The sequence below is a fragment of the Streptomyces tubbatahanensis genome (assembly GCF_022699385.1).
In the GTDB taxonomy this organism is placed as follows: domain Bacteria; phylum Actinomycetota; class Actinomycetes; order Streptomycetales; family Streptomycetaceae; genus Streptomyces; species Streptomyces diacarni.
Genome location: NZ_CP093846.1, coordinates 5,985,568 through 6,007,710 on the forward strand (window position 1 = coordinate 5,985,568; position 22,143 = coordinate 6,007,710).

Below are 22,143 nucleotides of genomic sequence, written 5' to 3' on the forward strand. Positions count from 1 at the left end.
ACCTGACGGCGCCGGGCCGTCCCCGCTGCGCGCCTGACACTCGGGGCGTGTGCCAGGCTGAGCAGGCGTCCTGTGCGGCGCGGGCGGAGTGGGCACCCGGGCCGCGGAACGAGAACCGCACACGCACCGAGGAGGATCACACGTGTCGAAGCCACCACTGACCGACGCGGCAGTCGCCATGCTGTCCGAGCCCAACCCCTGCGTCATCACCACGCTGCGCTCGGACGGGCAGCCGGTGTCCACGGCGACCTGGTACCTGTGGGACGAGGGCCGGGTGCTGGTCAACATGGACGAGGGGCGCAAGCGGCTGTCCCATATGCGCAACGACCCCCGCGTGACGCTCACCGTCCTCGGCAAGGACGACTGGTACACGCACATCAGCCTCATCGGCCACGTCGAGGAGTTCAGGCCGGACGAGGGCCTCACTGACATCGACCGCCTCGCCCAGCACTATCTCGGCCAGCAGTACCCGGACCGCGAACGCCCCCGGGTCAGCGCCTGGGTCGCGGTGGAGCGCTGGCACGGCTGGGGCTCGATGAAGGACAGCAGCCAGCCTGGCTGACGACCACCGGGACGGCCGGACGGCGGGACCGGCCGGACCGCGGGGCGGCTTCCCGGCGGCGCCGAAGCCGCCGGGGAAGCCGCCGTCGTGCGTCGGGCACCCCCGTCGACACCCCGTCGTCACCCCTCGACACCCCCTCCACACCCCGTCGGTTCCCTGTCGGCCCGCGGGCGGGCGCCCGCGTCGGCCCTCGGCGGGCGCACCCGCGGCGGCCCCCGCTGGGCGGCCCGGGAGGGGAGCGGCGATCATGGGGGTACCCCTCAGCACCGTCGCACGGAAAGGACCACGATCCACGTGATACGTACAGTGACCCTTCCTTCCGGTGCGCGGGTCCCGGCCCTCGGGCAGGGGACCTGGCACATGGGGGACGACCCCTCCCGCCGCGCGGAGGAGCTGGACGCGCTGCGGACGGGCCTCGATCTGGGCATGACGCTCATCGACACGGCCGAGATGTACGGCAGCGGGGCCAGCGAGGAGCTGGTGGGCGAGGCGATCCGGGGGCGCAGGGACGAGGCGTTTCTCGTCAGCAAGGTGCTGCCGTCGAACGCCGACCGGCGTGGCACGGTCGAGGCCTGCCGGGCGAGCCTGCGCCGTCTGGGCACGGACCGCATCGACCTGTACCTGCTGCACTGGCGCGGTGGCGTTCCGCTGGCGGAGACGGTCGAGGCGCTGGAGGAACTGGTGCGCCAGGGCAGCATCGGCTCCTGGGGCGTGAGCAACCTGGACACCGACGACCTCGCCGACCTCCCGCGGGGCGCCGTGCCCGACACCGACCAGATCCTCTACAACCTCACCCGGCGCGGCCCCGAGTACGCGCTGCTGCCCCGCTGCCGCGAGCTGTCCGTGCCCGTCATGGCCTACTCGCCGGTCGAGCAGGGGCGGCTGCTGGGACATGAGGCGCTGCACGCGGTCGCCGAAGCCCACGCGGTGACGCCCGCGCAGGTGGCACTGGCCTGGGTGCTGCGCCACGAGGATGTCATCGCGATCCCCAAGGCCTCCTCGCGCCGCCATGTCGAGGAGAACCGGGCGGCGGCCGACCTGGTCCTGGGCGAGGAGGACTTCGCCGCGCTGGACGAGGCGTTCCCGCCGCCGGCCGGCAAGCGTCCGCTGGAGATCCTGTGACCGGCGGTCAGCGGCCGGATGTCGGCGGTCGGCGGGGAGCAGCGCAGGCCGCGCGCGGCCCGTTCCCGGACGGGGCCGAGGAGAGGACAGGGTCTACAGGCGTGACCGTGTTCCACGGGCGCTGCCGCGGCTAATTCGCTGGCACTCCGCGCCGTAACCGGAGACCGTGGACGCCGTGTCGGAACAACCCACCCACCAGATACGGGCCGCCTACACGGCGTCCACCGTCACCGTCTACCAGGCGTACGCACCGCGACTGGGCCTGCCGGCGGCCCGCGACGGGCGCTTCCCTGCCTCCTGGAAGCGCGACCGGATGACGTGGATCAAGCCGTCCTTCCTCTGGATGATGTACCGCTGCGGCTGGGCGGCGAAGGAGGACCAGGAGACGGTGCTCGCGGTCGAGATCGCCCGCGAGGGCTTCGGGTGGGCGCTGCGCAACGCGTGTCTCACGCACTACGACGCCGAGCGCCACGCCGACCACGCGGAGTGGAAGCGGCGACTGCGGCAGTCCCCGGCCCGCGTCCAGTGGGACCCCGAACGGGATCTGCACCTGCGTCCGCTGCCGCACCGCTCGCTCCAGCTCGGGCTGGCCGGTGAGGCGACGCGGCGGTACGCCGACGAGTGGATCGTCTCCCTCACGGACGTCACGCCGCTCGCCCACCGGGTGCATGCCGCCGTCCGTGACGGCGATCTGGCCGCCGCCCGCGGTCTCCTTCCACCCGAGCGTCCGTATCCCGCGGGCGCGGAACTCCTCGCTCACCTGGCCCCCTGACACCGCCCCACCTGGCGTCGGCCGGCCACCTGACACCGACCCACCTGGCGTCGGCCGGCCCCCTGGCACCGGCCTGCCTGGTCTCCTGACGCCTGTCGTCTCCTCGCCGTCCCGCCCGGTTGTCAGCCGTGGCGCTGTCCCGTGCGTCCGCCGGCGGGGAAGTTGCGGGGGCCGCGGCCTTTGGGGGCGAGAACATCGACCATCTCCGCCAGGTCGTCGCAGGCCGCGGCGATCCGCCGTTGGGTGTTGCGCCTCTCGGCGGTGACCGCGGCCAGCAGCAGGGCCGTCAGCGCGGCGGAACCGTTGAGGGCCTGGAGGCTGATCATGTCCTCGATCAGGTCCTGGCGCGCGAAGACCCCCGCGCGGTCGGTGGCCGCCCATGTCGCGCAGACCGACAGGATCGCCGTACACACCGCGGCGCCCGCCAGCTGGAACCGCAGCGCGGCCCACACCAGCAGCGGGTAGATGAGGAAGAGGAGGCTGATCGTGCTCCGGGTCACCAGGAGGGCCAGTGCCGCTGTCGCCGCCGCCAGGGCCACCGCCTCGGCGACCTGCGCGCGGTCGCGAGGTACCTCCAGCTTGCGGAGCGCCAGCAGGAGCGGGGTGACGACGAGGACACCGACCGCGTCACCGGCCCACCAGGCCGACCAGACGGGCCAGAAGTCCGACAGTGTCAGGCCGTCGCCCGCGACCGTCATCAGCGTTCCGACGGTGGCGCTCACCAGCATGCCGAGGAAGGCGCCCAGGAAGACCAGGCACACCGCGTCCCGGAACCTGTCCAGGTCGGTGCGGAACCCGGTGCGGCGTAGCAGGGCGCACGAGAGCAGTGGGGCGAGTGTGTTGCCGGCGATGAAACCCACCGCGGTCAGGCTGAGCGGGCCCATGCCGCTGACCACGAGCAGGGCGCCGAGCGTCACGCCGGGCCACAGGCCCGCGCCGAAGAGGAGCAGGCAGGCCACGGCGATGCCCGTCGGCGGCCAGAACGGGGTGACGGTGGCTCCCTCGACCGTCACGTGCCGCAGCAGCCCGACGAGGCCGCCTGCGTAGTAGCCGAGGGCGATCAGAGCGACGCGCAGCACGTAACCGGCGAGCAGCCGGCCACGGATCCTGCCCGTGCCGCGCTCCGGGCGGGCCCGTCCGTGCGGAGCGGGGGAGGGGTCCGGCGCGCGGTCCGCCGTCGAGTGCGTGGGTGCCACGCCACTCATCTCACCCTCTCAGGCGCCGCGTCGTCCGTCTGACACGCCTCAGGGCCGTCATGGCGCAGTACGAGGACGGCGGCGTCGTCGGTGTGCCCGGTCCGCCCGGTGACCTCCATGACCCGGTCGGCGAGCGTCTCCGGGTCCTCGAAGACGCCGTCGCGCAGCACCTGGGCGACCGCCGCCAGACCCTCCTCCAGGGGGAAGCGTGGCCCCTCGACCACTCCGTCGGTCAGCAGGGCGAGCGCTCCGGGCTGCGTGAAGCGGTACTCGGTGACCGCGTACGTCTCGCCCTCCATGACGGCCAGCGGCAGCCCGATCTCGTCCTCGGAGTGTTCCACGATGCCGCACACTCCGTCGGCTCGCGCCCATACGGCTCCGGTGTGCCCGGCGCGTGCGGTGCGTACGCTCCAGGTCCGCGTGTCGAAACAGAGGAAGAGGCAGGTGGCGAAGAGCGGGTTGTCCGTGGCGGCCAGCAGCTCGTTGGCGGTGGCCAGGATGTCGCCCGGATCGGTCGGGCCCATGGCGGCGACCGCGCGCAGGACGATGCGCACCTGACCCATGTAGGCGGCGGCCTCGACGTCGTGGCCCTGCACGTCGCCGACGGAGAAGGCCAGAGTGCCGTCGGAGAGCCGGCAGCCGTCGTACCAGTCGCCACCGATGTCGAGCCCGTTGCCGGCCGGTGCGTAGCGGGCGGCGACGCGCAGCCCGGGTGCGGTCGGCAGGGTGGCGGGCAGCATGCCCCGCTGCAGGGCCTCGGCCAGCTCGACGCGGGCCCGCTGGACCTCGATCTCCTCCCGCACCCTCGCGGTGAGCCGTCCGAGCTGCGAGAGCAGATCGTCGGCGCTCGCCGGACGGGCGTGACGGCGGCCACCCATGGCACGAGCGTAGCCGCGGGCCGCTTCCCCCGCCCGGCGAGCGCCTCCGGGGCCCGGCGGGCGCCTCCACCGCCCGGCGGGCGCCTCCACCGCCCGGCGAGCGCCTCCGGGGCGTGCAGGGCATCCGCTCGTGGTCCGGCCGCCGACCGCGCGAGATCCCCGTCGGGCCGCACGCCCGACGGGGTGGGGGCACCGTGCCCGGGCGGCGGTGCGGCCGGCCCGGGCACGGGGGGGTGGGTCAGTTCTTCGGGGGCATCAGCACCGTGTCGATGATGTGGACGGTGGCGTTCGCGGTCTTCACGTTGCCGCAGGCGACGTTCGCCGAGTCGTTGACCTTGTAGGCGTCACCGGAGCCCTTCGTGGTGAGCTCCTGCTTCTCCAGCGTCGGGTAGGAGCCGTCGGCCAGCTTCGCCTTGTCCAGCGGCTCGCCCACCACGTGGTAGGTCAGGACCTTCTTCAGCATCTCCTTGTCGCTCATGACCTTGTCCAGGTCGGCCTTCGGGATCTTCTTGAAGGCGTCGTTGGTCGGCGCGAACACGGTGATGTCCTTCGCGCTGTTGAGGGTGTCGACCAGCCCGGCCTTCTTCACCGCGTCGACGAGCGTGGACAGCTGCGGGTTGTTGGAGGCGGCGGTGGCGACCGGGTCCTGGGCCATGCCCTTGAAGCTGCCCTTGCCCGACTTCGGCACGGTCTTACAGGCCTCACCGAAGGTGTCCATGGCCATGTCCTGCTTCTCGTCCGTCTCCTTGGGCGAGCTCTTGCTCTGCTCGCTCTTCTTGTCGGACGCCTTGTCGGAGCCCCCGTCGTCACCGCCGCACGCGGTCAGACCGAGCGGGAGGACGACGGCCGCGGTGGCGGCCAGCAGGACGCGACGGGCACGGGTGGTGGTGCTGGTCATTGCGATTACTCCTTGTTGTGACGGTCATGCCGCTCATGTCGGGCACGAGGTGAGGCATGCGTGGGCTACGGATGGTTCGGTGGTCGGGGGCGGGCGGTTCGGTGGTCAGGGGGGAGCGGCGGTCACGTCACGTCGACCACCACCGAGTGCCGTCCGGTGGCGCCGTCGGGCACCGTGCCGACGCGGTCGGCGGTCTGGGTGCGCCCCGTCCTGTCGGTCGCGCGCACCTGGAGCCGGTGGGACCCCGGCGTCGCGTTCCACTCCCACACCCACTGGCGCCAGGTGTCGCGGGAGTCCTCCTCGGCGAGCCGCGCGGTGTGCCAGGAGCCGTCGTCGACGCGCACCTCGACCCGGTCGATGCCGCGGTGCTGCGCCCAGGCGACGCCCGCGACCGCGACCTTGCCGGCCTTCAGGTCGGCGAGCGGCCCCGGCGTGTCGATCCGCGACTGGGTCTTGATCGGGGCCCGGCGTCCCCAATCCCGTTTGACCCAGTACACGTCGAAGTCGTCGAACGAGGTGAGCTCCAGCTCGCGTATCCACTTGCACGCCGAGACGTAGCCGTACAGGCCGGGGACCACCATGCGCACGGGGAAGCCGTGTTCGAAGGGGAGCGGTTCGCCGTTCATGCCCACGGCCAGCATCGCGTCCCGGCCGTCCATGACGGTGTCCACCGGGCTGCCGAGCGTCATGCCGTCCTCGGAGCGGGCCACGAGCTGGTCGGCGGGCCCGCCCTTGGACGGAGGCCGCACGCCGGCTTCGCGCAGCAGCGGCGCCAGGGGAACCCCCAGCCAGCGCGCGTTGCCGACGTACTCGCCGCCCACCTGGTTCGAGACGCAGGTGAGGGTGATGTCCCGCTCGACGAGGCCCCTGGCGAGCAACTGGTCGTAGTCCAGGGTGAGCTCGTCGCGCACCCCCTTGCCGTGGATGCGCAGCGACCAGTCGGCCGCCGACAGCTTCGGCACCCGCAGCAGCGTGTCCACGCGGTAGAACCGGTTGTTCGACGTCACGAACCGGCTCAGTCCGTCGATGTCCAGCTCGGCGCCGCGCGGTACGGGCGCCGCCCGCGAGACGGGGGCGGGCAGGGTGAGGTCGGTGCGGGAGGCGACGGCCTCGGCGCCGCTGCGGGAGTTGAGACCCCGCCCGAGCAGTCCCACCCCGGCGGCTCCCACGGACGCCGCGCCCGCGCCCAGGACGAACCGGCGCCGATCGAATCCCGCCCCGCCCGTCCCCTTGGCCAGCAGCAGCCGCGGCTTGCCGGAGCCGCTGGGTGAGGGTGCCTCGCCGCCTGTTGTCCCCGGGTCTTCGGGTGTCGCCGGGGCTTCGGGCCCCGCCTCACCACCGGCTGCCGCCGAGTTGTCGGCCACCGGCCGAGCGTCACCCTCGATGCCGGCGCCGCCTTCGGCACTGGCACCGTCCTCGGCCCCGGCACCCTTTGTCGGCGCGTCACCGACCGGGGACGTGTCGCCGGCCGCGACGGGCTCCGTGACCGCACCGGACGGCCTCAACAGACCCGTCAGCGCGTACAGCACGGCGCTGCCCGCCACGGCTCCCACCACGGAGGGCACCGCGTCCACGAGCGAGCCGTCGGGGCGGCCCGCGGCGGCCCAGCCGCCCACGGCGCCGAAGAGCAGCACGCCCGCCGAGCCGGCCGGCCGGTGGCGCACGGCGAGGACGCCGAGGGCGACGGCGAAGAGAGCGAGCAGGACGACGATGCCCAGCTGGAGGACCAGCTTGTCGTTGGTGCCGAACGTGCGGATGGCGAAGTCCTTGACCGGCGCGGGCACCCGGTCGATCACGGCACCGCCCACGGCGGTGACCGGACCGGCCTCGGGGCGCACGGGCACGGACGCCAACTCCGCGACGGCCAGGGCGCCGCATCCGGCGATCACGCCGCTCAGCGCTCCCAGCGCGCCGGTCACGGCGCCGATGCGGGGCTTCCTCTCGTTGCTCACACCCCACATTCGGCTCAGCCCGTCCGGCGGATTGGTCGATCCCTCGATCGGATGACATCCGGCGGGACACGCGCGGCGGAGATGGCCTCACGCGGACGACCTCTCCCCGCCCGGGCCAAGCCGCGAGGCCCGCGGCTCCGAATGCAGAGCGAAAAGGCACGCACCCCGCTCAGCGGCGAGTGGCGAGCGACTCGCGGAAGACGGTCGCGGCCGGCCGTGGGGGCGTGCTCCGCAGTGGGAGGAGCAGCATGACGCAACAGCGGCGCAGGACGGCCGTGGTGGGCAGTGGAGTCGCCGGGCTGACGGCGGCACACGTCCTGCGGCACACGGACGCGGTGTCGCTCTACGAGGCCGACGACCGGCTCGGCGGCCACGCGCACACCCATGACGTCGTCTCCGCCGACGGCCGCGTCCTCCAGGTCGACTCCGGTTTCATCGTGCACAACCGCCGGACGTATCCGCTGCTGACGCGGCTCTTCGGCGAGCTGGGCGTGACGACCCAGGAGTCCGAGATGAGCATGTCGGTACGGTGCGAGGGCTGCGGCCTGGAGTACGCGGGAGCCAAGGGGCCGCGCGGACTGGTGCCGCGCGCCGGACATCTGCTGCGCGGCAGGTACCTGCGGATGCTCGCCCAGGTGCCCGTCTTCCACCGGCGTGCGCTGCGCCTGCTGGACCAGGAGGGCGCCGGCACGGCGGACGACAGGCAGTACGCGGTCACGCTGGAGGAGTTCCTGCGCAGGGGCGGGTTCTCGCCGTACTTCGTGAGCCACTTCGTGACGCCGGTGATCTCGGCCGTCTGGTCGTGCGCGCCCGACACGGCGCTGCGCTATCCGGCCCGCTACCTGTTCCGCTTCCTCGACAACCACGGCATGCTCGGCATCTCCGGCTCCCCGCCGTGGCGCACGGTGACCGGCGGTTCGCGTGAGTACGTCGAGCGCGTCGGCAAGCAACTCGGCGCCGTCCACACCGCCACGCCCGTGCGGGCGGTGCGCAGACACGCTGACGGCGCTGACGGGGTCACGCTCGTCACCGAGGACGGCACGGCGCACGCCTACGACGCCGTCGTGCTGGCCACCCACCCCGACCAGGCGCTGCGGCTGCTGGCGGAACCGACCGAGGCCGAGCGCGAGGTGCTGGGCGCCTTCCGCTACTCGCGCAACCCGGCGCTCCTGCACACCGACCCCGCCCCGCTGCCCCGCGCACGCGGCGCACGCGCGTCGTGGAACTACCTGATGCCCGACTGCCGTACCCCGGCCGGGCGGGTGCGGGTCAGCTACGACATGAACCGGCTGCAGCGGCTGGACGCGCCCGAGGAACACGTCGTCACCCTGGGCGCCCACGACCGCGTGGATCCGGAGCGGGTGCTCGCGCGCATGGTCTACGAGCACCCCGTCTACACGCCCGAGTCGGTGGCTGCACAGCGGAGGCTGCCCGAACTGAACCGCGGTCCCGTGGCGTTCGCCGGCGCCTACCACGGCTGGGGCTTCCACGAGGACGGCTGCCGCTCCGGGGTGGAGGCGGCCCGTGCGCTGGGGGTGCGCTGGTGAGCCCGCGCTCTCCCCTGGCCGGACCGTGGACAGCCGCGCGGCGCCCCCCGCGCCAGGCCCCCGGCCACGACCGCAACCACCATCCCGGCTCCGACCACGATCCCGGCTCGGACCACGATCCCGGCTCCGACCACAATTCCGGCTCCAGTCACGAGCCCGGCTCCGACCCCGTCACGCCTGCCCTCTACCGCTGCGTCATCGCCCACGCCCGCACCCGCCCCGTGCGCCACGCCTTCCGTTTCCGCACGTACATGTGGCTGACCGACGTGGACGAACCGCCGCGGCTGCCGCGCCTGCTGCGGCCGCTGGCCCGGTTCGAGCCCCGCGACCACTTCGGCGGCACCGCGCCGACGGTCCGAGCGGGACTGGAGCGCTACCTGGCCGCACAGGGCGTGGACCTGGAGGGCGGCCGGGTGCTGATGCTGGCGCACGCCCGGGTGTTCGGGCACGTCTTCAACCCGCTGACGCTCTACTGGTGCCACGGCGCGGCAGGGCAGTTGGTGTGCGTCGTCGCCGAGGTGCACAACACCTACGGCGAGCGCCACTGCTACCTGCTGCGCACCGACCCGGACGGCGTCGCCCGCACGGACAAGGAGTTCTACGTCTCACCGTTCTTCCCCGTGGACGGCGGATACCGCATGCGGCTGCCCCGCCCGTGCGCCCGGCTGCGGCTGACCGTCCAGCTCGAACGCGGGGACCATCAGGCACACGTCCCGTTCACCGCGTCCGTGCACGGCGAACGCCGCCCGGCGACCGTGCGGGAACTGCTGCGTGCGACCGCACGCCACCCCTGGCCCACGCTCGCCGTCAGCGCGGGCATCCGCGCCCACGGCATCCGGTTGTGGCTGCGCGGGCTGCCCGTACGCCCACGACCGCACCACACTCAACAGAAAGGTCTGCACTGACCGTGCCCGCACCGCTGTCAGCGTCCTCGCGGACGGCCGCCACCGACCGTTCCCGCTGGCCCGACGTGGCTGTTCTGCCACGCTCCTCCCGGCTGCGTACCGCCGTGACCGCCCACCTCGTCGGCCGGGCCCTCGACAAGCTGCCCCTGCGCGTGCGGCTGCCCGACGGGTCCAGCCTCGGGCAGGGCGGCCCGCTGCTGGAACTGCGCGACCCCGACGCCTTCCACCACCGCCTCGGCCGCAGCGGACTCATCGGGTTCGGCGAGTCCTACATGGCCGGCGAGTGGGAGGCGCCCGACCTGGTGGGCGTGCTGGCGGTCTTCGCCGAGCACGCGGCCTCCCTCTTCCCCGCCTGGATGCAGAAGCTGCGCCATCTGTGGGCGCCCCGGCACCCGGCCGCGCAGCGCAACACCACCAGGGGCGCCCGCGAGAACATCCACCGTCACTACGACCTGTCCAACGACCTGTTCGCGCTCTTCCTCGACGAGACGCTGACCTACTCCTCCGCCGTCTTCCGCGGATTCCCCGCCACCTGGGAGGCGTTGCCCGACGCCCAGCGGCGCAAGACGGACCTGCTGCTCGACTTGGCCGGCGTCGGGCCCGGAACCCGGATGCTGGAGATCGGCACCGGCTGGGGCGATCTGGCGATACGAGCCGCCCGGCGGGGCGCCGAGGTCGTCACGGTCACGCTCTCCTCGGAACAGCTGAAGCTGGCCACGGAGCGGGTCCGCGAGGCGGGCTGCGCCGACCGGGTGACGCTGCTGCTGCGGGACTACCGGCAGGTGCGGGGGGAGTACGACGCGATCGTGAGCGTCGAGATGATCGAGGCGGTCGGCCACGAGTACTGGCCCGTCTACCTCGCGGCGCTCGACCGGCTGCTGGCGCCCGGCGGAAAGGTCGCGCTCCAGGCCATCACCATGGCCCACCAGCGGATGCTCGCCACCCGGCACACCTACACCTGGATCCAGAAGTACATCTTCCCCGGCGGCCTGGTGCCCTCCCGTGAGGCCCTGCGGCGCCTGACCGAGGAGGACACGGCTCTGCGCCTCTCCCGCCACGAGGGCTTCGGCGCGCACTACGCCGAGACGCTGCGGCTGTGGCGCGAGCGGTTCGCGGAGCGGGCCGAGGATGTGACGGCCCTCGGGTTCGACGCCACGTTCCAGCGGATGTGGACCCTCTACCTCGCCTACTCCGAGGCCGGCTTCCGCACCGGCTACCTCGACGTCGAGCAACTGCTGTTCCTCAAAGAACCGGTGCGGAACACGAAGACGACGACCCCGATCCCGAACCCCAGGGGAGAAGCACAGTGACGGCGGCACCCACGACGGACAGGAAGCGCACGAGCACGGAAGGCGTGGCCGGGCGCCTCGGGGCCCTGGCCCAGCGGTTCCTCGGCGGCCCGCTGCCGGTGCGGCTGCGGGCCTGGGACGGCAGCGAGGCGGGGCCCGCGCAGGCGCCGCTCGTGGTGCTGCGCTCGCGCCGCGGCCTGCGCAGACTGCTGTGGCAGCCAGGGGAACTCGGGCTGGCCGAGGCCTACATCACCGGCGACGTGGACGTGCCGGGCGACGTGGGCGAGGGGCTGCGCACCGTGTGGCGGGCGGCGCGCGAGAGGGGACTGCGGCCGCCCCGGCTCAGCCTCTCCGACCGGGCCGAGGCCGCCGCGCTGCTGCTGCGGATCGGTGCGCTGGGCCCGCCGCCGCAGCCGCCCGCCGGCCGCGCCAGGCTCGGCGGCGTCCTGCACAGCACCGCACGCGACCGCGCCGCCATCAGCCACCACTACGACCTGTCCAACGCGTTCTACGCACTGCTGCTGGACCCCTCGATGGCCTACTCGTGCGGCTACTGGGCCAAGGCGCCGGGCGCGGAGCCCGGCTACGGGCTGGCCGAGGCGCAGCGCGACAAGCTCGACCTGGTCTGCCGCAAGCTGGGGCTCGGGCAGGAGGGCTCCGGACGGGAACCGGGGCAGGACGCGAGCCCGCGACTGCTGGACGTCGGCTGCGGCTGGGGCTCGCTGACCCTCCACGCGGCCGAGCACTACGGGGCGCGGGTGGTGGCCGTGACCCTCTCCGGCGAGCAGGCCGGGTTCGTCCGCGCACGGGTGCGCGAGCGCGGCCTGGAGGACCGTGTCGAGGTGCGGCACTGCCACTACCGCGACCTGCGGGACGGCGGGTTCGACGCCGCGGCCACCATCGAGATGGGCGAGCACGTCGGGCGCGCGGAGTACCCGCACTTCACCGCGGCGCTGCACGGCATGGTGCGGCCCGGCGGCCGGGTGCTGGTGCAGCAGATGTCGCGCGGCGCGAAGGCGCCCGGCGGGGGAGCGTTCATCGAGACCTACATCGCCCCCGACATGCACATGCGTCCGCTCGGCGAGACCGTCGGACTGCTGGAGGAGGCGGGGCTGGAGGTGCGGGCCACCGCCTCGCTGCGTGAGCACTACGTGCACACCATCGCCGCCTGGGCGCGCACCCTGGACGAGCGCTGGGAGGAGTTCACCGAGCTGGCGGGAGCCGAGACGGCACGGGTCTGGCGGCTGTACCTGGCCGGTGGCGGGCTCGCCTTCGCGGAGCGCCGGATGGGCGTCGACCAGATCCTCGCCGTGCGCCCCCTGGACGAGGGGGAGGCCGGGCTGGGCCCCGTACCGCACGGGGGCCACGACGGCGAGTGGCCGTGACCGTGTGACCCCACGACCGTGTGACCACGACGCGCGGTGCCGGGCGACAAGTCACCTCCCCGCCCGGCACCGCGCGGTCCGACGGCGCCCGAGGCGCAGCCGAAACGATCGCTCAGCCGCGAGGGACCGGCCCAGCCGCAGAGGGCCTGACCCAGCCGCAAACGACCACTCAGGCCAGAAGCCCGGCCGGCCCGCAAGGGACCGGCACTCAGCCGGAACCGGGCGACCGGCTCAGCCGGTCGCCCGCCCGCCGCACAGCGCGGCCAGCGACAGCGCGCCCCAGCCCACCGACACGGCCACCGCTTTGCCGCGGGTCTTCGCCGGCAGCGTGGTGCCCAACAGCGCCGCGTCACCGAGGTCGGCGGCGATGCGCACCCAGGCGGCCGTCCGCAGCGCCGCCCCTTCGGGTGCGAGCGCCAGCGCGATGCCGCTGGCCGCGTCCCGCCAGGCCAGCGGGCGCAGCGAGGTGCGGGTGTGCGGCGCGGTGCGGCCCGCCTCGTCCACCAGCCCGGACGGCTTGGCCAGCAACTCGGGTCTGGCGGTGACGGCGATCCCGTAGGCGGCCGTGGCGACTCCGACGGCTCGTAGCAGACCGACCCGCATCCTTCTCCTCCGCTTCTCCGGCCACCGGCCGACTCGGCGGGCCCGGCTCGTCACCGTGCCGGGACCCGCGTCTTCCTTCCGTACCCCGTAGGTCCCTCCCCTTCCTAGGCCTGCTGGGCGGGGAAGTTCACCAGGACCACCGGTTCGGACGTCGGCTTCGTCGAGCCACCGCTGGGCTCCACCGTCACGCCCATGCCCGAAGCGTCGCCCAGGGGGCCTTCCAACAGCCAGGCGTCGTCGGAGGAGGCGTCCATCAGACCGGCCGAGCGCATCGTGCCGTGGTCGGCGTACCACAGCTGGTAGGTCTTGCCCTCGGGAGCCTGCGGCAGCCGGGAGGCGACGAACGCGGCACGGTCCTGGTCGCGGGAGACGACGACCGTTCCGCTGCCCCCGCCGGGGAGGTCCTTGGCGGGGACGGTCCGCGCGTCCGGCGCCGAGAGCACCTCGGCCAACCGGGCGGCCCGGTTCTGGGCGCTCTGGCCGCTCTCCTGTGCCTGTTCGGCCCGCTGGTACTGCCATACGGCCACGCCGCCGAAGCCGGCCGCGACCGCGAGGCAGGCCGCCAGCGCGAAGGTGGGCCACGTGCGCGCGGCGCGCCGCCGCAGACCGCGCGGGGCGGCCGCGCGGGGTGTGTCGCTCGGTGGCTGCTGCCGTGGCGGCGGCTCCTGGCGGACCTCGCCGATCCGGTGCAGCACCTCGGCCCGCATCCGGGGCGAGGGCTGTTCGGCCAGCGCCAGCCCCACCCTGGCGGCGGTGGCCCGCAACTCGGCGACCTCGACGCTGCACGCCGCGCAGTCGCCCAGGTGCCGCTCGAAGGCGGCCTCCTCGTCCGGCTGGAGCGCGTGCACCGCGTAGGCGCCGGTCAGCGTGTGCAGTTCCGTCGTCGTCATCGTCATGCCCCCACCCCCAGGCAGTCCCGCAGGCGGATCAGTCCGTCCCGCAGCCGTGTCTTGACCGTGCCCAGCGGCTGGGCGAGCAGTTCGGCGACCTCGCGGTAGGTCAGCCCTTTGTAGTAGGCGAGCGTCACGGACTGGCGCTGGATCTCGGTCAGTGTGCGCAGACAGCGGCGCACCTGCTCGCGCTCCAGACGGGCCTCGACCTGTTCGACGACGTGGTCGTAGTCGGGTGTGCGGTCCAGCCGGGCGGCGCGCTCCTCGCGGTCGCTGGCGGCCTGGGCCGAGCGGGCGCGGTCCACGGCGCGGCGGTGGGCCAACGTCATGATCCAGGTCATCGCGCTGCCCTTGTCGGGGTTGAAGTGGGTGGCCAGCCGCCACACCTCGACCAGGACCTCCTGGGTGACCTCCTCGGACTGGGAGGGGTCGCGGAGCACCGAGCGTACGAGGCCCAGGACGGGCCCCGCGACCCGGTCGTAGAGCTCGGCGAAGGCGTCCTGGTCGCCCTTGGCGGCCTGGGTCAGGAGCGCGTCGGGGTCGGACTGCGCCTCGGCGCGGCTGGAGATGCGGACCGGCTCCTTCACCGGATGTCACCTCCGGCCGGGGCCGAGGGGCGGGGAATGGCGGCTGCTGTCATGCGCTCCTCCTGGAAGAACTGTCCATCTCGCATTCGTCGCCCGGCGCCGCACGGATGGGTCCGTGCGGGATTCCGGGGGCCAGGAGAGACGTCCGTGCTGTGCGGAGCACGGTACCGGCCTGCGGGCGGTCTCCGGCGGTGGCGGGTCGCTCCGCCCGCACGGGGCAGAGGAGGGGTGGAGCGGGGAGGGGGAGGGGGCTCGTACGCAGGTGCGATTCGAGGCGGATCGGGGAGTACGTCCAACTCGCCCCGCACACACGGTAGTCATGAGCATACTGACGGCATGCATGGTGAGCGTGACAGTGGCTGCGGCAACGACAGCGACAGGGGCAATCGCAGGGGCAGTGACGACGTGCCGGCCTACCGGACGATCCGCGTGGCGCCCGTCGTGGAGCCCGTCGCGGCGCTGGCGGACGAGGAGGCCTGGCTGGCCCGGGAGCGCTACCCGGTCCTGATGGGGTTCCGCCCGGTCTTCGGCGCGGCCCGGGAGCGGGAGGAGGGCGGGTGGCAGCTGCTCTCCTCCTTCGGGGCGCCCACTCCGCAGAGCGCACGGGACGGGCTGGCCTCGCACTTCAGGCGCCGCGCCCGCGAGGCTCAGCAGGCAGGCCGCCAGGAGAGCGGCGCCGCCTGCCAGGCTGCCGCCGAACGCCTCGACTGGGAAGTGCTGGATGAGCTGACGGTGCTGGAGGAGCGCTACCGCGTCGTGCGCGCCGAGAACGTCATCCGTGCCGGGCGCGACGGGCCCGAGCCGCCGCGCCCCTCCGACCCCGATCCGGCCGAACCGGGCGCCGCGAACCGGTTGTCCGACCGTACCGAGGGCTTCGTGCTCGACACCGTCATCCCCACCGGGCCCTCCGAGGGCATTCTCAAGGCGGAGCTTCTCGCCCTCGCCCACCGCGAGGGCGACCCGCCGCGGGTGCGGGAGGACGCGCGGAAGGCCGCCGTCAGCCATCCGGGCGGCGTGCTGCTGCCACCCGTCTTCCTGTTCGCGGAGAAGGAGGGCGGCGCCTGGCGTTCGGAGACCGGCGACGGCGGCACCCCGCAGGAGGCGCGGGACGCGCTCACCATGCTGCTGCGGGTGCTCGCCCCGGCCATGCAGGGGCTCGACGAGGCGACCCGCACCGTCTACCGGGAGGCCGCCGACCGGCTCGACGCGGAGCGCGGGAACGAGCTGAGCTTCGGCGGGCGCCACCTGCGCCTCGTCCGCGTCGAACGGTTCGTCCGGATCGGCCCCGACGGGCCCGAGGGCCCTCGTCCCTCCGACTACGACCCGGACGAGCCGGTCATGGTCCAGGACATGCGACTGCGCGCCGAGGGCACGTCGGCGGACGAGGACCCCGAGGAGGAGGACCCGGAGTTCACGGCGCGCGTCGAGATGCTGCAACGCCTCACCGAGGAGGAGATGGCCCGCAGAGGCCGACGCGACGAGGGATAGCCCGCCCCGGCGGGCCCCGGAGCCTCAGCGCCTCGCGCTGCCGATCTCCCCGTCCGGCGCCGCCTGTGCCCGCGCCAGCCGGGAGCGCCGCCGCCCGTAGCAGGAGTAGACCAGCGCGCCGACGGCCACGAAGACCGCGAACTGGGCCCAGGTGACCAGCGGCAGTCCGTACATCAGGTAGAGGCTGAAGCCCACCCCGAGCAGGGGCGCCACCGGGTAGAAGGGCACCCGGAAACGGCGCTGGAGCCCGGGGTGGGAGCGGCGCAGCGCGAGGACGCAGATATTGACGACGGCCATGATCGCCAGCGTGCCGATCACCGTCATGTCCAGCACGACGTCCAGCGGTACGACGGCGGCGGGCACGGCGAAGACGACGGCGACGATCCACGTGTTGGCCACCGGCGTCGAGGTCTTCGGCGAGATGCGTTCGAACACCTTGGGCATCAGTCCGTCGCGGGACATGGACATCAGGATGCGTGTCTGCCCGTACATCACCGCCAGCACCACGGAGGCGATGGCCACCACGGCGCCCAGTGCGATGACGGTCGAGCCGAAGGTGGATCCCGTCGCGTGGTTGACGATGAGCGAGAGCGCCGCGGGCTTGCCGCCGACCTGCTCCCAGGGCATCGCGCCGAGGGCCGCGACCGAGACCAGGCAGTAGAGCAGCGCCACGCAGCCGATGGTCACCAGGATGGCGAGCGGCAGGTTCCTGCGCGGGTTCTTGACCTCCTCGCCTGCCGTGGAGATCGCGTCGAAGCCGATGAAGGAGAAGAACGCCAGTGACGCGCCCGCGCCGATGCCGCCGATGCCCTCGGGGGCGAACGGCGACAGATTGCCCGACTGGAACGCGGTGAAGGCGATCGCGCAGAACAGGACGAGGATGCCGACCTTGATCACGGCCATCGCCGCCGTCGCCCGCGCGCTCTCCCGCACGCCCCGCACCAGCAGGACGGCGGCGAGCAGCATCACGATCACCGCCGGCACGTTGACGACGCCGCCGTGGCCCGGCGCGTCCGCGAGGGCGGCCGGGATACGCCAGCCCACGGTGTGCTCCAGCAGCTCGTTGAGGTACTGCCCCCAGCCGATGGCCACCGCCGAGACGGAGACGCCGTACTCCAGCAGCAGGCACCAGCCCACCAGGAAGGCGGCGCGCTCCCCGAGCGAGGCGTAGGTGTAGGAGTACGAGCTGCCGGAGACCGGCATGGCGCCGCCCAGCTCGGCGAACGAGAAGGCGGTGAAGACGCAGGTCAGTGCGGCCAGGACGAACGAGACGATGACGGCGGGCCCGGCCTCGGCCACGGTGTCGGACAGCCCGACGAAGATGCCGGTGCCGACGATCGCGCCGATGCCGAAGCACACCAGCTGGAACGGGCCGATGGTGCGCTTGAGGCCGTTCCCCTCCAGGTCGGCGCCGGATTCGGAGATCAGCTGTTCGGGGGACTTCAGGCGCAGGCCGGTGCGGGGCATGGAGCTTCCAGAGGCGGTGCGGGGTGTGCACGGGGTGGGTGCACGCGGGACGTTCACAGCAGAAGGGTCCGGGCGGATGGCCCGGACCCTTCGAGCTGGTTCCATCGTAACGGCCGTTTATGCATGACCCCGCATTTATGCGTATGACTATGCACACAGGGCCGGGCACGGCGGCGCCTCGGCCGCCTCACCCCAGGGTCGCCACCAGTACGGCCTTGATCGTGTGCATCCGGTTCTCGGCCTCGTCGAAGACGACCGAGTGCGCGGACTCGAACACCTCGTCGGTGACCTCCAGCGAGGTCAGCCCGTGGCGCTCGTGGATCTCCCGGGCCACCGCCGTCCCCAGGTCGTGGAAGGCGGGCAGGCAGTGCAGGAAGCGCACGGCGGGGTTGCCCGTCGCCCGCAGCACGTCCATGGTCACCGCGTAGGGGCGCAGGAGCGCGATCCGCTCGTCCCACACCTGCGGAGGCTCGCCCATCGAGACCCACACGTCGGTGGTGAGGAAGTCCGCGCCCCGCACGCCCTCCTCGACCTCCTCGGTGAGCGTGATCCGGGCCCCGGTGCTCTCGGCCAGCGCCCGCGCCCGCGCCGTCACCGACTCCTCGGGCCACAGCGACCTGGGCGCGACGATCCGCACGTCCATGCCCAGCAGCGCGCCTGTCACCAGGTAGGAGTTGCCCATGTTGCTGCGGGCGTCGCCCAGGTAGGCGTACGAAAGATCGCCCAGGCCGCGGCCCTGCGGCGCGTGCTCGGTCATCGTCAGCGCGTCCGCGAGCATCTGGGTCGGATGCCACTGGTCGGTCAGCCCGTTGTAGACGGGCACCCCGGCGTGTGCGGCCAGCTCCTCGACGATCTCCTGACCGCTGCCGCGGTACTGGATCCCGTCGTACATCCGTCCGAGAACGCGCGCGGTGTCCTTGACCGACTCCTTCTTGCCCAGGTGGGAGCCGGACGGATCGAGGTAGGTGGTGTGCGCGCCCTGATCGGCCGCGGCGACCTCGAACGAGCAGCGCGTGCGGGTGGAGGACTTCTCGAAGATCAGCGCGATGTTGCGTCCGGTCAGCCGCTGGTCATCCCGCTCGGTTCCGGCCCGCTTGGCCTCCTTGAGCCGGGCCGCGAGCCCGATCAGGCCACGGAACTCCTCCGGGGTGAAGTCCAGCTCCTTCAGGAAGTGGCGGCCTGCCAGATCTGCTGCCATGTCGCTCCTCGTTCGCGCTACTGCTGCCGTTGGAATTGTATACGGTATGTAGAATCTCTATGCGGCCTGCCCGGGGACGGGCAGAGTCACACCGCGTCCCGCTCCACCGGGCAGCTCATGCAGCGCGGCCCACCGCGCCCGCGCCCCAGCTCGCCTCCGGGGATCTCCACCACCTCGACCCCCTCCTGCCGCAGATGGGTGTTGGTGGTCACGTTCCGGTCGTACGCCAGGACGACACCGGGCTCCAGCGCCAGCACGTTGCACCCGTCGTCCCACTGCTCCCGCTCCGCCGCCCGCACGTCCTGCGTCGGAGTGAGCACCCGGATCCGCTCCAGCCCGAGCGCGGCCGCGATCGCGCGGTGCATGCCCTCCGGCGGGTGGTCGGTGACCTTCAGCTCCGGCCCGCCCGCGGAACCCGGCACCCCCGGCTCGATCGTGTACGAGCGGAGCATGCCCAGCCCCTCGTACTGGGTGAAGGTCTCCCCGTCGACCATCGTCATCACCGTGTCCAGGTGCATGAACGCCCGCCGCTTGGGCATGTCGAGCGCCACGATGGACCGGGCCGAGCCCCGCGCGAACAGGCCGCGAGCCAGCGTCTCGACGGCCTGCGGAGTGGTCCGCTCGCTCATGCCGACGAGCACGGCGCCGTTTCCCAGCACGAGCACGTCGCCGCCCTCGATGGTCGAGGGGGAGGGGCGCCCCGACGCGCCGCCGGCCCAGGTGTGGAACCCGCCCTCCTCGGCGGCTGCCGCGGCGGCGAACAGCGGATGATGCCGGTAGACGGCCTCGAAGTGGACGGTCTCCCGCTGCCGCGCCGGCCACCGCATCGCGTTGATGCAGACCCCGTCGTAGACCCATGCCGACGAGTCGCGGGTGAAGATGTGATTGGGCAGCGGAGCGAGCAGGAAGTCGTCCTCTTCCATGACGTGGAAGCGGACCGAGGTCGGCTCGGCGTAGCGCTCCAGGTACTCCCGCTTGGTCATGCCCCCGATCAGCGCCTCGGTCAGCTCGGGCGTCGGCATCCGGTCGAAGGATCCCCGCAGGTGCCCGGCGGCCAGTGGCCCGTACTCCTGTTCGTCGAAGACCCGGTCCAGCACCAGCGCGCGGGCGGCCGGCACGTCCATCGCCCCGGCCAGCAGGTCACCGAAGAGGTGCACCTCGACGCCGCGTTCGCGCAGCGTGCCGACGAACGCGTCGTGCTCCTGGCGGGCGCGGCGCACCCACAGCACGTCGTCGAAGAGGAGATCGTCCTTGTTCGTGGGGGTGAGCCTCTTCAGTTCGAGGCCAGGGCGGTGCACGATGACGCGGCGCAGCCGCCCGGTCTCGGAGTCGACATGGAATCCCATGCGCTCATCCTGGCGGAGTGCTCGTGCCCTCGCGAGCATTCCCCGCAGCCGCCGCAGCCGCCGCAGCCGCCGCAGCCGCCGCAGCCGCCGCAGCCGCCGCAGCCGCCGCAGCCCCCCGCCTCGGAGCCGGACCGGCCCACGGCACGTGTCCCGCACCAGCTCCGCGGCGGCTCGGGCTCAGGAATCGGACACGCGGCACCGAGCGCGGTCGAGCACGACGCCGACCTCGGCGATGTCCCGCGGCCCCACCCGGCAGCACCCGCCGACCAGCCGCGCTCCCTGCGACACCCACTCCGCGGCGAGGGACGGCGCGAACGACGGTGCGCCCGTCCACGCGGCCCGCCCGGCATCCCAGCCCTCACCGCTGTTGGGATACGCGACGAGCGGCACTCCGGGACAGGCGCGAGCCGCGGCCTCCAGCGCCGGCGCCACCTCGTGCGCCGTACAGCAGTTGACGCCGACCGCGAGCACCTGCGCGTTCCCCGCGGCGACGGCGAAGGCCTCCTCCAGCGGCTGGCCCGCCCGCGTACGCCCGCCCGCGACGGTGTAGCTCAGCCACACCGGCACCCCGCAGCCGGCCGCCGCCCGCAGCAGGGCCTCGGCCTCGACCGCGTCGGGCACCGTCTCGGCGGCCAGCACATCGGGCGCGCCGGCCACCAGCGCCTCGATCCGCGGCCGGTGGAAGGCCGCGAGGTCGGCGACGCCGAGCCCGTACCGCCCCCGGTACTCGCTCCCGTCGGCGAGGACCGCTCCGTACGGGCCGACGGACCCGGCGACCCACACCGCCTCGCCGGTGGTGCGCACCGCCGCCGCACGGGCCAGCTCCACGCTGCGCCCGAACAGCGCCCGCGCCTCGTCCGCGGTCCGCCCGTGCCGGGCGAAGCCCTCGAACGACGCCTGGTAGGCGGAGGTGATCAGCACCCGCGCCCCCGCCCGCGCATAGGCGGCGTGCGCCGCCTCGATCTCCTGCGGCGCCTCGGCCAGCAGCCTGGCCGACCACAGGTCGTCGTCCAGCTGGTGGCCCTGGGCCGCCAGCTGGTTGGAGAGCCCGCCGTCGAGGAGGACGGGGCCGGCGCGCAGGGCTTCGGCGAGCGGGGGGCGGCGGGGCGTCATGCCAGCTTGGCCTGCACCTGGTCGGCGATCAGGGACAGGTGGTCCAGGTCGCTCAGGTCGAGGATCTGCAGGTAGATCCGGGTGCTGCCCAGCTCGCCGTAGCGGCCGATCTTGTCGATGACCTCCTCGGGCGAGCCTGCCAGGCCGTTCTCCTTCAGCTCGGCCACGTCGCGGCCGATGGCGGCGGCGCGGCGCGCGACCTCGGCGTCGTCCTTGCCGACGCAGGCGACCAGCGCGTTGGAGTACACCAGCTCGGAGGCGTCGCGGCCGCGCTCCTCGGCCGCCGCCCGCACCCGCCCGAACTGCCGCTCGCTGTCGTCCAGCGAGCCGAACGGCACGTTGAACTCGTCCGCGTACCGCGCCGCCAGCCGCGGGGTGCGCTTGGCGCCGAAGCCGCCGACCAGCACGGGGATCCGCTCCTGGTACGGCTTGGGCAGCGCGGGGGAGTCCTTGAGCTGGTAGTAGGTGCCGTCGTAGTCGAACTTCTGCCCGACCGGGGTCTCCCAGAGCCCCGTGATGATCGCCAGCTGCTCCTCCAGCCGGCCGAACTTCTCCTTCGGGAACGGGATGCCGTAAGCGGTGTGCTCGTCCTCGTACCAGCCCGAGCCGAGGCCGAAGTCGACCCGGCCCTGCGACATGGCGTCCACCTGGGCGACCTGGATCGCCAGCGTGCCGGGCAGCCGGAAGGTGCCCGCCGTCATCAGCGTGCCCAGCCGGATGCGGCTGGTCTCCCGGGCGAGCCCCGCGAGGGTGATCCAGGCGTCCGTGGGCCCGGGCAGACCGGCGGAGTCCCCCATGGCCAGGTAGTGGTCTGAGCGGTAGAAGGCGTCGAAGCCGAGGTCCTCGGTGGCCTTCGCGACCTTCAGCAGTGTGTCGTAGTCGGCCCCCTGCTGGGGCTCGGTGAAGATTCGCAGTCGCATGCCCCCCATCTTGCCCGGTGGACCT

General features: G+C 73.2%; 20 protein-coding genes. 8 read left to right on the top strand and 12 right to left on the bottom strand.

Annotated elements, in window-relative coordinates; all coding sequences use genetic code 11:
- Positions 1-142: 142 nt before the first annotated feature.
- The 3 genes from MMF93_RS25775 (at position 143) to MMF93_RS25785 (ending at position 2,456) form a co-directional block, all read left to right on the top strand.
- Positions 143-562 (top strand): PPOX class F420-dependent oxidoreductase, encoded by a 420-nt coding sequence (locus MMF93_RS25775; RefSeq protein ID WP_242755215.1) that lies wholly within the window; start codon positions 143-145, stop codon positions 560-562.
- Positions 563-850: 288 nt separating this feature from the next.
- The gene (locus MMF93_RS25780) at positions 851-1,684 is read left to right on the top strand and encodes an aldo/keto reductase (protein WP_242757779.1); all 834 of its coding nucleotides are present in this window, start codon (positions 851-853) and stop codon (positions 1,682-1,684) included.
- Positions 1,685-1,859: 175 nt separating this feature from the next.
- Positions 1,860-2,456, top strand: a complete 597-nt coding sequence (locus tag MMF93_RS25785; RefSeq protein ID WP_341483308.1) for a DUF4291 domain-containing protein — start codon at positions 1,860-1,862, stop codon at positions 2,454-2,456.
- A 122-nt stretch (positions 2,457-2,578) separates the two neighbouring features.
- On the opposite strand, the gene MMF93_RS25790 is transcribed toward MMF93_RS25785, so the two are convergent.
- The 4 genes from MMF93_RS25790 to MMF93_RS25805 form a co-directional block, all read right to left on the bottom strand.
- The gene (locus tag MMF93_RS25790) at positions 2,579-3,661 is read right to left on the bottom strand and encodes an MASE1 domain-containing protein (protein WP_242755220.1); all 1,083 of its coding nucleotides are present in this window, start codon (positions 3,659-3,661) and stop codon (positions 2,579-2,581) included.
- Complete coding sequence (locus MMF93_RS25795; protein WP_242755222.1) at positions 3,658-4,530, bottom strand: PP2C family protein-serine/threonine phosphatase; 873 nt, start codon at positions 4,528-4,530, stop codon at positions 3,658-3,660. Before MMF93_RS25795 ends, MMF93_RS25790 begins: the two co-directional genes overlap by 4 nt.
- Before the next feature lie 238 nt (positions 4,531-4,768).
- A complete protein-coding gene (locus tag MMF93_RS25800) occupies positions 4,769-5,428 on the bottom strand; it encodes a fasciclin domain-containing protein (protein ID WP_242755224.1) in 660 nt (219 codons plus the stop codon).
- Positions 5,429-5,550: 122 nt separating this feature from the next.
- The gene (locus tag MMF93_RS25805) at positions 5,551-7,389 is read right to left on the bottom strand and encodes a molybdopterin-dependent oxidoreductase (protein WP_242755226.1); all 1,839 of its coding nucleotides are present in this window, start codon (positions 7,387-7,389) and stop codon (positions 5,551-5,553) included.
- A gap of 239 nt (positions 7,390-7,628) precedes the next feature.
- Between MMF93_RS25805 and MMF93_RS25810 the strand changes: the two genes are divergently transcribed.
- The 4 genes from MMF93_RS25810 to MMF93_RS25825 all read left to right on the top strand — a co-directional run bounded on the left by MMF93_RS25810 (position 7,629) and on the right by MMF93_RS25825 (position 12,506).
- Complete coding sequence (locus tag MMF93_RS25810) at positions 7,629-8,927, top strand: NAD(P)/FAD-dependent oxidoreductase (protein WP_242755228.1); 1,299 nt, start codon at positions 7,629-7,631, stop codon at positions 8,925-8,927.
- A gap of 197 nt (positions 8,928-9,124) precedes the next feature.
- On the top strand, positions 9,125-9,832 hold the full coding sequence (locus MMF93_RS25815) for a DUF1365 domain-containing protein (protein ID WP_242757780.1): 708 nt from the start codon (positions 9,125-9,127) through the stop codon (positions 9,830-9,832).
- A complete protein-coding gene (locus tag MMF93_RS25820; RefSeq protein ID WP_242757781.1) occupies positions 9,829-11,142 on the top strand; it encodes an SAM-dependent methyltransferase in 1,314 nt (437 codons plus the stop codon). The genes MMF93_RS25815 and MMF93_RS25820 overlap by 4 nt, the downstream gene beginning before the upstream one ends.
- A complete protein-coding gene (locus MMF93_RS25825; protein WP_242755230.1) occupies positions 11,139-12,506 on the top strand; it encodes an SAM-dependent methyltransferase in 1,368 nt (455 codons plus the stop codon). The genes MMF93_RS25820 and MMF93_RS25825 overlap by 4 nt, the downstream gene beginning before the upstream one ends.
- Before the next feature lie 231 nt (positions 12,507-12,737).
- Here the strand turns inward: MMF93_RS25825 and MMF93_RS25830 are convergent, their stop codons facing one another.
- The 3 genes from MMF93_RS25830 to MMF93_RS25840 form a co-directional block, all read right to left on the bottom strand.
- The gene (locus tag MMF93_RS25830; RefSeq protein ID WP_242755232.1) at positions 12,738-13,109 is read right to left on the bottom strand and encodes a hypothetical protein; all 372 of its coding nucleotides are present in this window, start codon (positions 13,107-13,109) and stop codon (positions 12,738-12,740) included.
- Between the two features lie 104 nt (positions 13,110-13,213).
- Positions 13,214-13,999 (bottom strand): anti-sigma factor, encoded by a 786-nt coding sequence (locus MMF93_RS25835; protein WP_242757782.1) that lies wholly within the window; start codon positions 13,997-13,999, stop codon positions 13,214-13,216.
- Positions 14,000-14,001: 2 nt separating this feature from the next.
- A complete protein-coding gene (locus MMF93_RS25840) occupies positions 14,002-14,586 on the bottom strand; it encodes a sigma-70 family RNA polymerase sigma factor (RefSeq protein WP_114021356.1) in 585 nt (194 codons plus the stop codon).
- Between the two features lie 336 nt (positions 14,587-14,922).
- On the opposite strand from MMF93_RS25840, the gene MMF93_RS25845 reads away from it, so the two are divergent.
- Positions 14,923-16,074: a DUF5954 family protein gene (locus MMF93_RS25845; protein ID WP_242755234.1), complete on the top strand. Its 1,152-nt coding sequence runs from the start codon at positions 14,923-14,925 to the stop codon at positions 16,072-16,074.
- A gap of 24 nt (positions 16,075-16,098) precedes the next feature.
- Here MMF93_RS25845 and MMF93_RS25850 read toward each other — a convergent pair whose 3' ends face one another.
- The 5 genes from MMF93_RS25850 to MMF93_RS25870 all read right to left on the bottom strand — a co-directional run bounded on the left by MMF93_RS25850 (position 16,099) and on the right by MMF93_RS25870 (position 22,118).
- Positions 16,099-17,541, bottom strand: a complete 1,443-nt coding sequence (locus tag MMF93_RS25850) for an amino acid permease (RefSeq protein WP_242755236.1) — start codon at positions 17,539-17,541, stop codon at positions 16,099-16,101.
- Positions 17,542-17,728: 187 nt separating this feature from the next.
- Positions 17,729-18,739, bottom strand: a complete 1,011-nt coding sequence (gene argF / locus MMF93_RS25855) for an ornithine carbamoyltransferase (RefSeq protein WP_242755238.1) — start codon at positions 18,737-18,739, stop codon at positions 17,729-17,731.
- A gap of 86 nt (positions 18,740-18,825) precedes the next feature.
- Positions 18,826-20,085 (bottom strand): arginine deiminase, encoded by a 1,260-nt coding sequence (locus MMF93_RS25860; protein ID WP_242755240.1) that lies wholly within the window; start codon positions 20,083-20,085, stop codon positions 18,826-18,828.
- Between the two features lie 177 nt (positions 20,086-20,262).
- Positions 20,263-21,198, bottom strand: coding sequence for a homocysteine S-methyltransferase (mmuM, locus tag MMF93_RS25865; protein ID WP_242755241.1), 936 nt, complete (start codon positions 21,196-21,198; stop codon positions 20,263-20,265).
- Complete coding sequence (locus tag MMF93_RS25870; protein ID WP_242755243.1) at positions 21,195-22,118, bottom strand: LLM class F420-dependent oxidoreductase; 924 nt, start codon at positions 22,116-22,118, stop codon at positions 21,195-21,197. The genes mmuM and MMF93_RS25870 overlap by 4 nt, the downstream gene beginning before the upstream one ends.
- Positions 22,119-22,143: the final 25 nt, after the last annotated feature.

Coding starts and splice junctions, on each gene's coding strand:
- MMF93_RS25810 (WP_242755228.1), top strand. CDS start 7,629: ATGACGCAACAGCGGCGCAGGACGGCCGTGGTGGGCAGTGGAGTCGCC.
- MMF93_RS25800 (WP_242755224.1), bottom strand. CDS start 5,428: ATGACCAGCACCACCACCCGTGCCCGTCGCGTCCTGCTGGCCGCCACC.
- MMF93_RS25805 (WP_242755226.1), bottom strand. CDS start 7,389: ATGTGGGGTGTGAGCAACGAGAGGAAGCCCCGCATCGGCGCCGTGACC.
- MMF93_RS25795 (WP_242755222.1), bottom strand. CDS start 4,530: ATGGGTGGCCGCCGTCACGCCCGTCCGGCGAGCGCCGACGATCTGCTC.
- argF (WP_242755238.1), bottom strand. CDS start 18,739: ATGGCAGCAGATCTGGCAGGCCGCCACTTCCTGAAGGAGCTGGACTTC.
- MMF93_RS25790 (WP_242755220.1), bottom strand. CDS start 3,661: ATGAGTGGCGTGGCACCCACGCACTCGACGGCGGACCGCGCGCCGGAC.
- MMF93_RS25860 (WP_242755240.1), bottom strand. CDS start 20,085: ATGGGATTCCATGTCGACTCCGAGACCGGGCGGCTGCGCCGCGTCATC.
- MMF93_RS25830 (WP_242755232.1), bottom strand. CDS start 13,109: ATGCGGGTCGGTCTGCTACGAGCCGTCGGAGTCGCCACGGCCGCCTAC.
- mmuM (WP_242755241.1), bottom strand. CDS start 21,198: ATGACGCCCCGCCGCCCCCCGCTCGCCGAAGCCCTGCGCGCCGGCCCC.
- MMF93_RS25835 (WP_242757782.1), bottom strand. CDS start 13,999: ATGACGACGACGGAACTGCACACGCTGACCGGCGCCTACGCGGTGCAC.
- MMF93_RS25870 (WP_242755243.1), bottom strand. CDS start 22,118: ATGCGACTGCGAATCTTCACCGAGCCCCAGCAGGGGGCCGACTACGAC.
- MMF93_RS25850 (WP_242755236.1), bottom strand. CDS start 17,541: ATGCCCCGCACCGGCCTGCGCCTGAAGTCCCCCGAACAGCTGATCTCC.
- MMF93_RS25845 (WP_242755234.1), top strand. CDS start 14,923: ATGCATGGTGAGCGTGACAGTGGCTGCGGCAACGACAGCGACAGGGGC.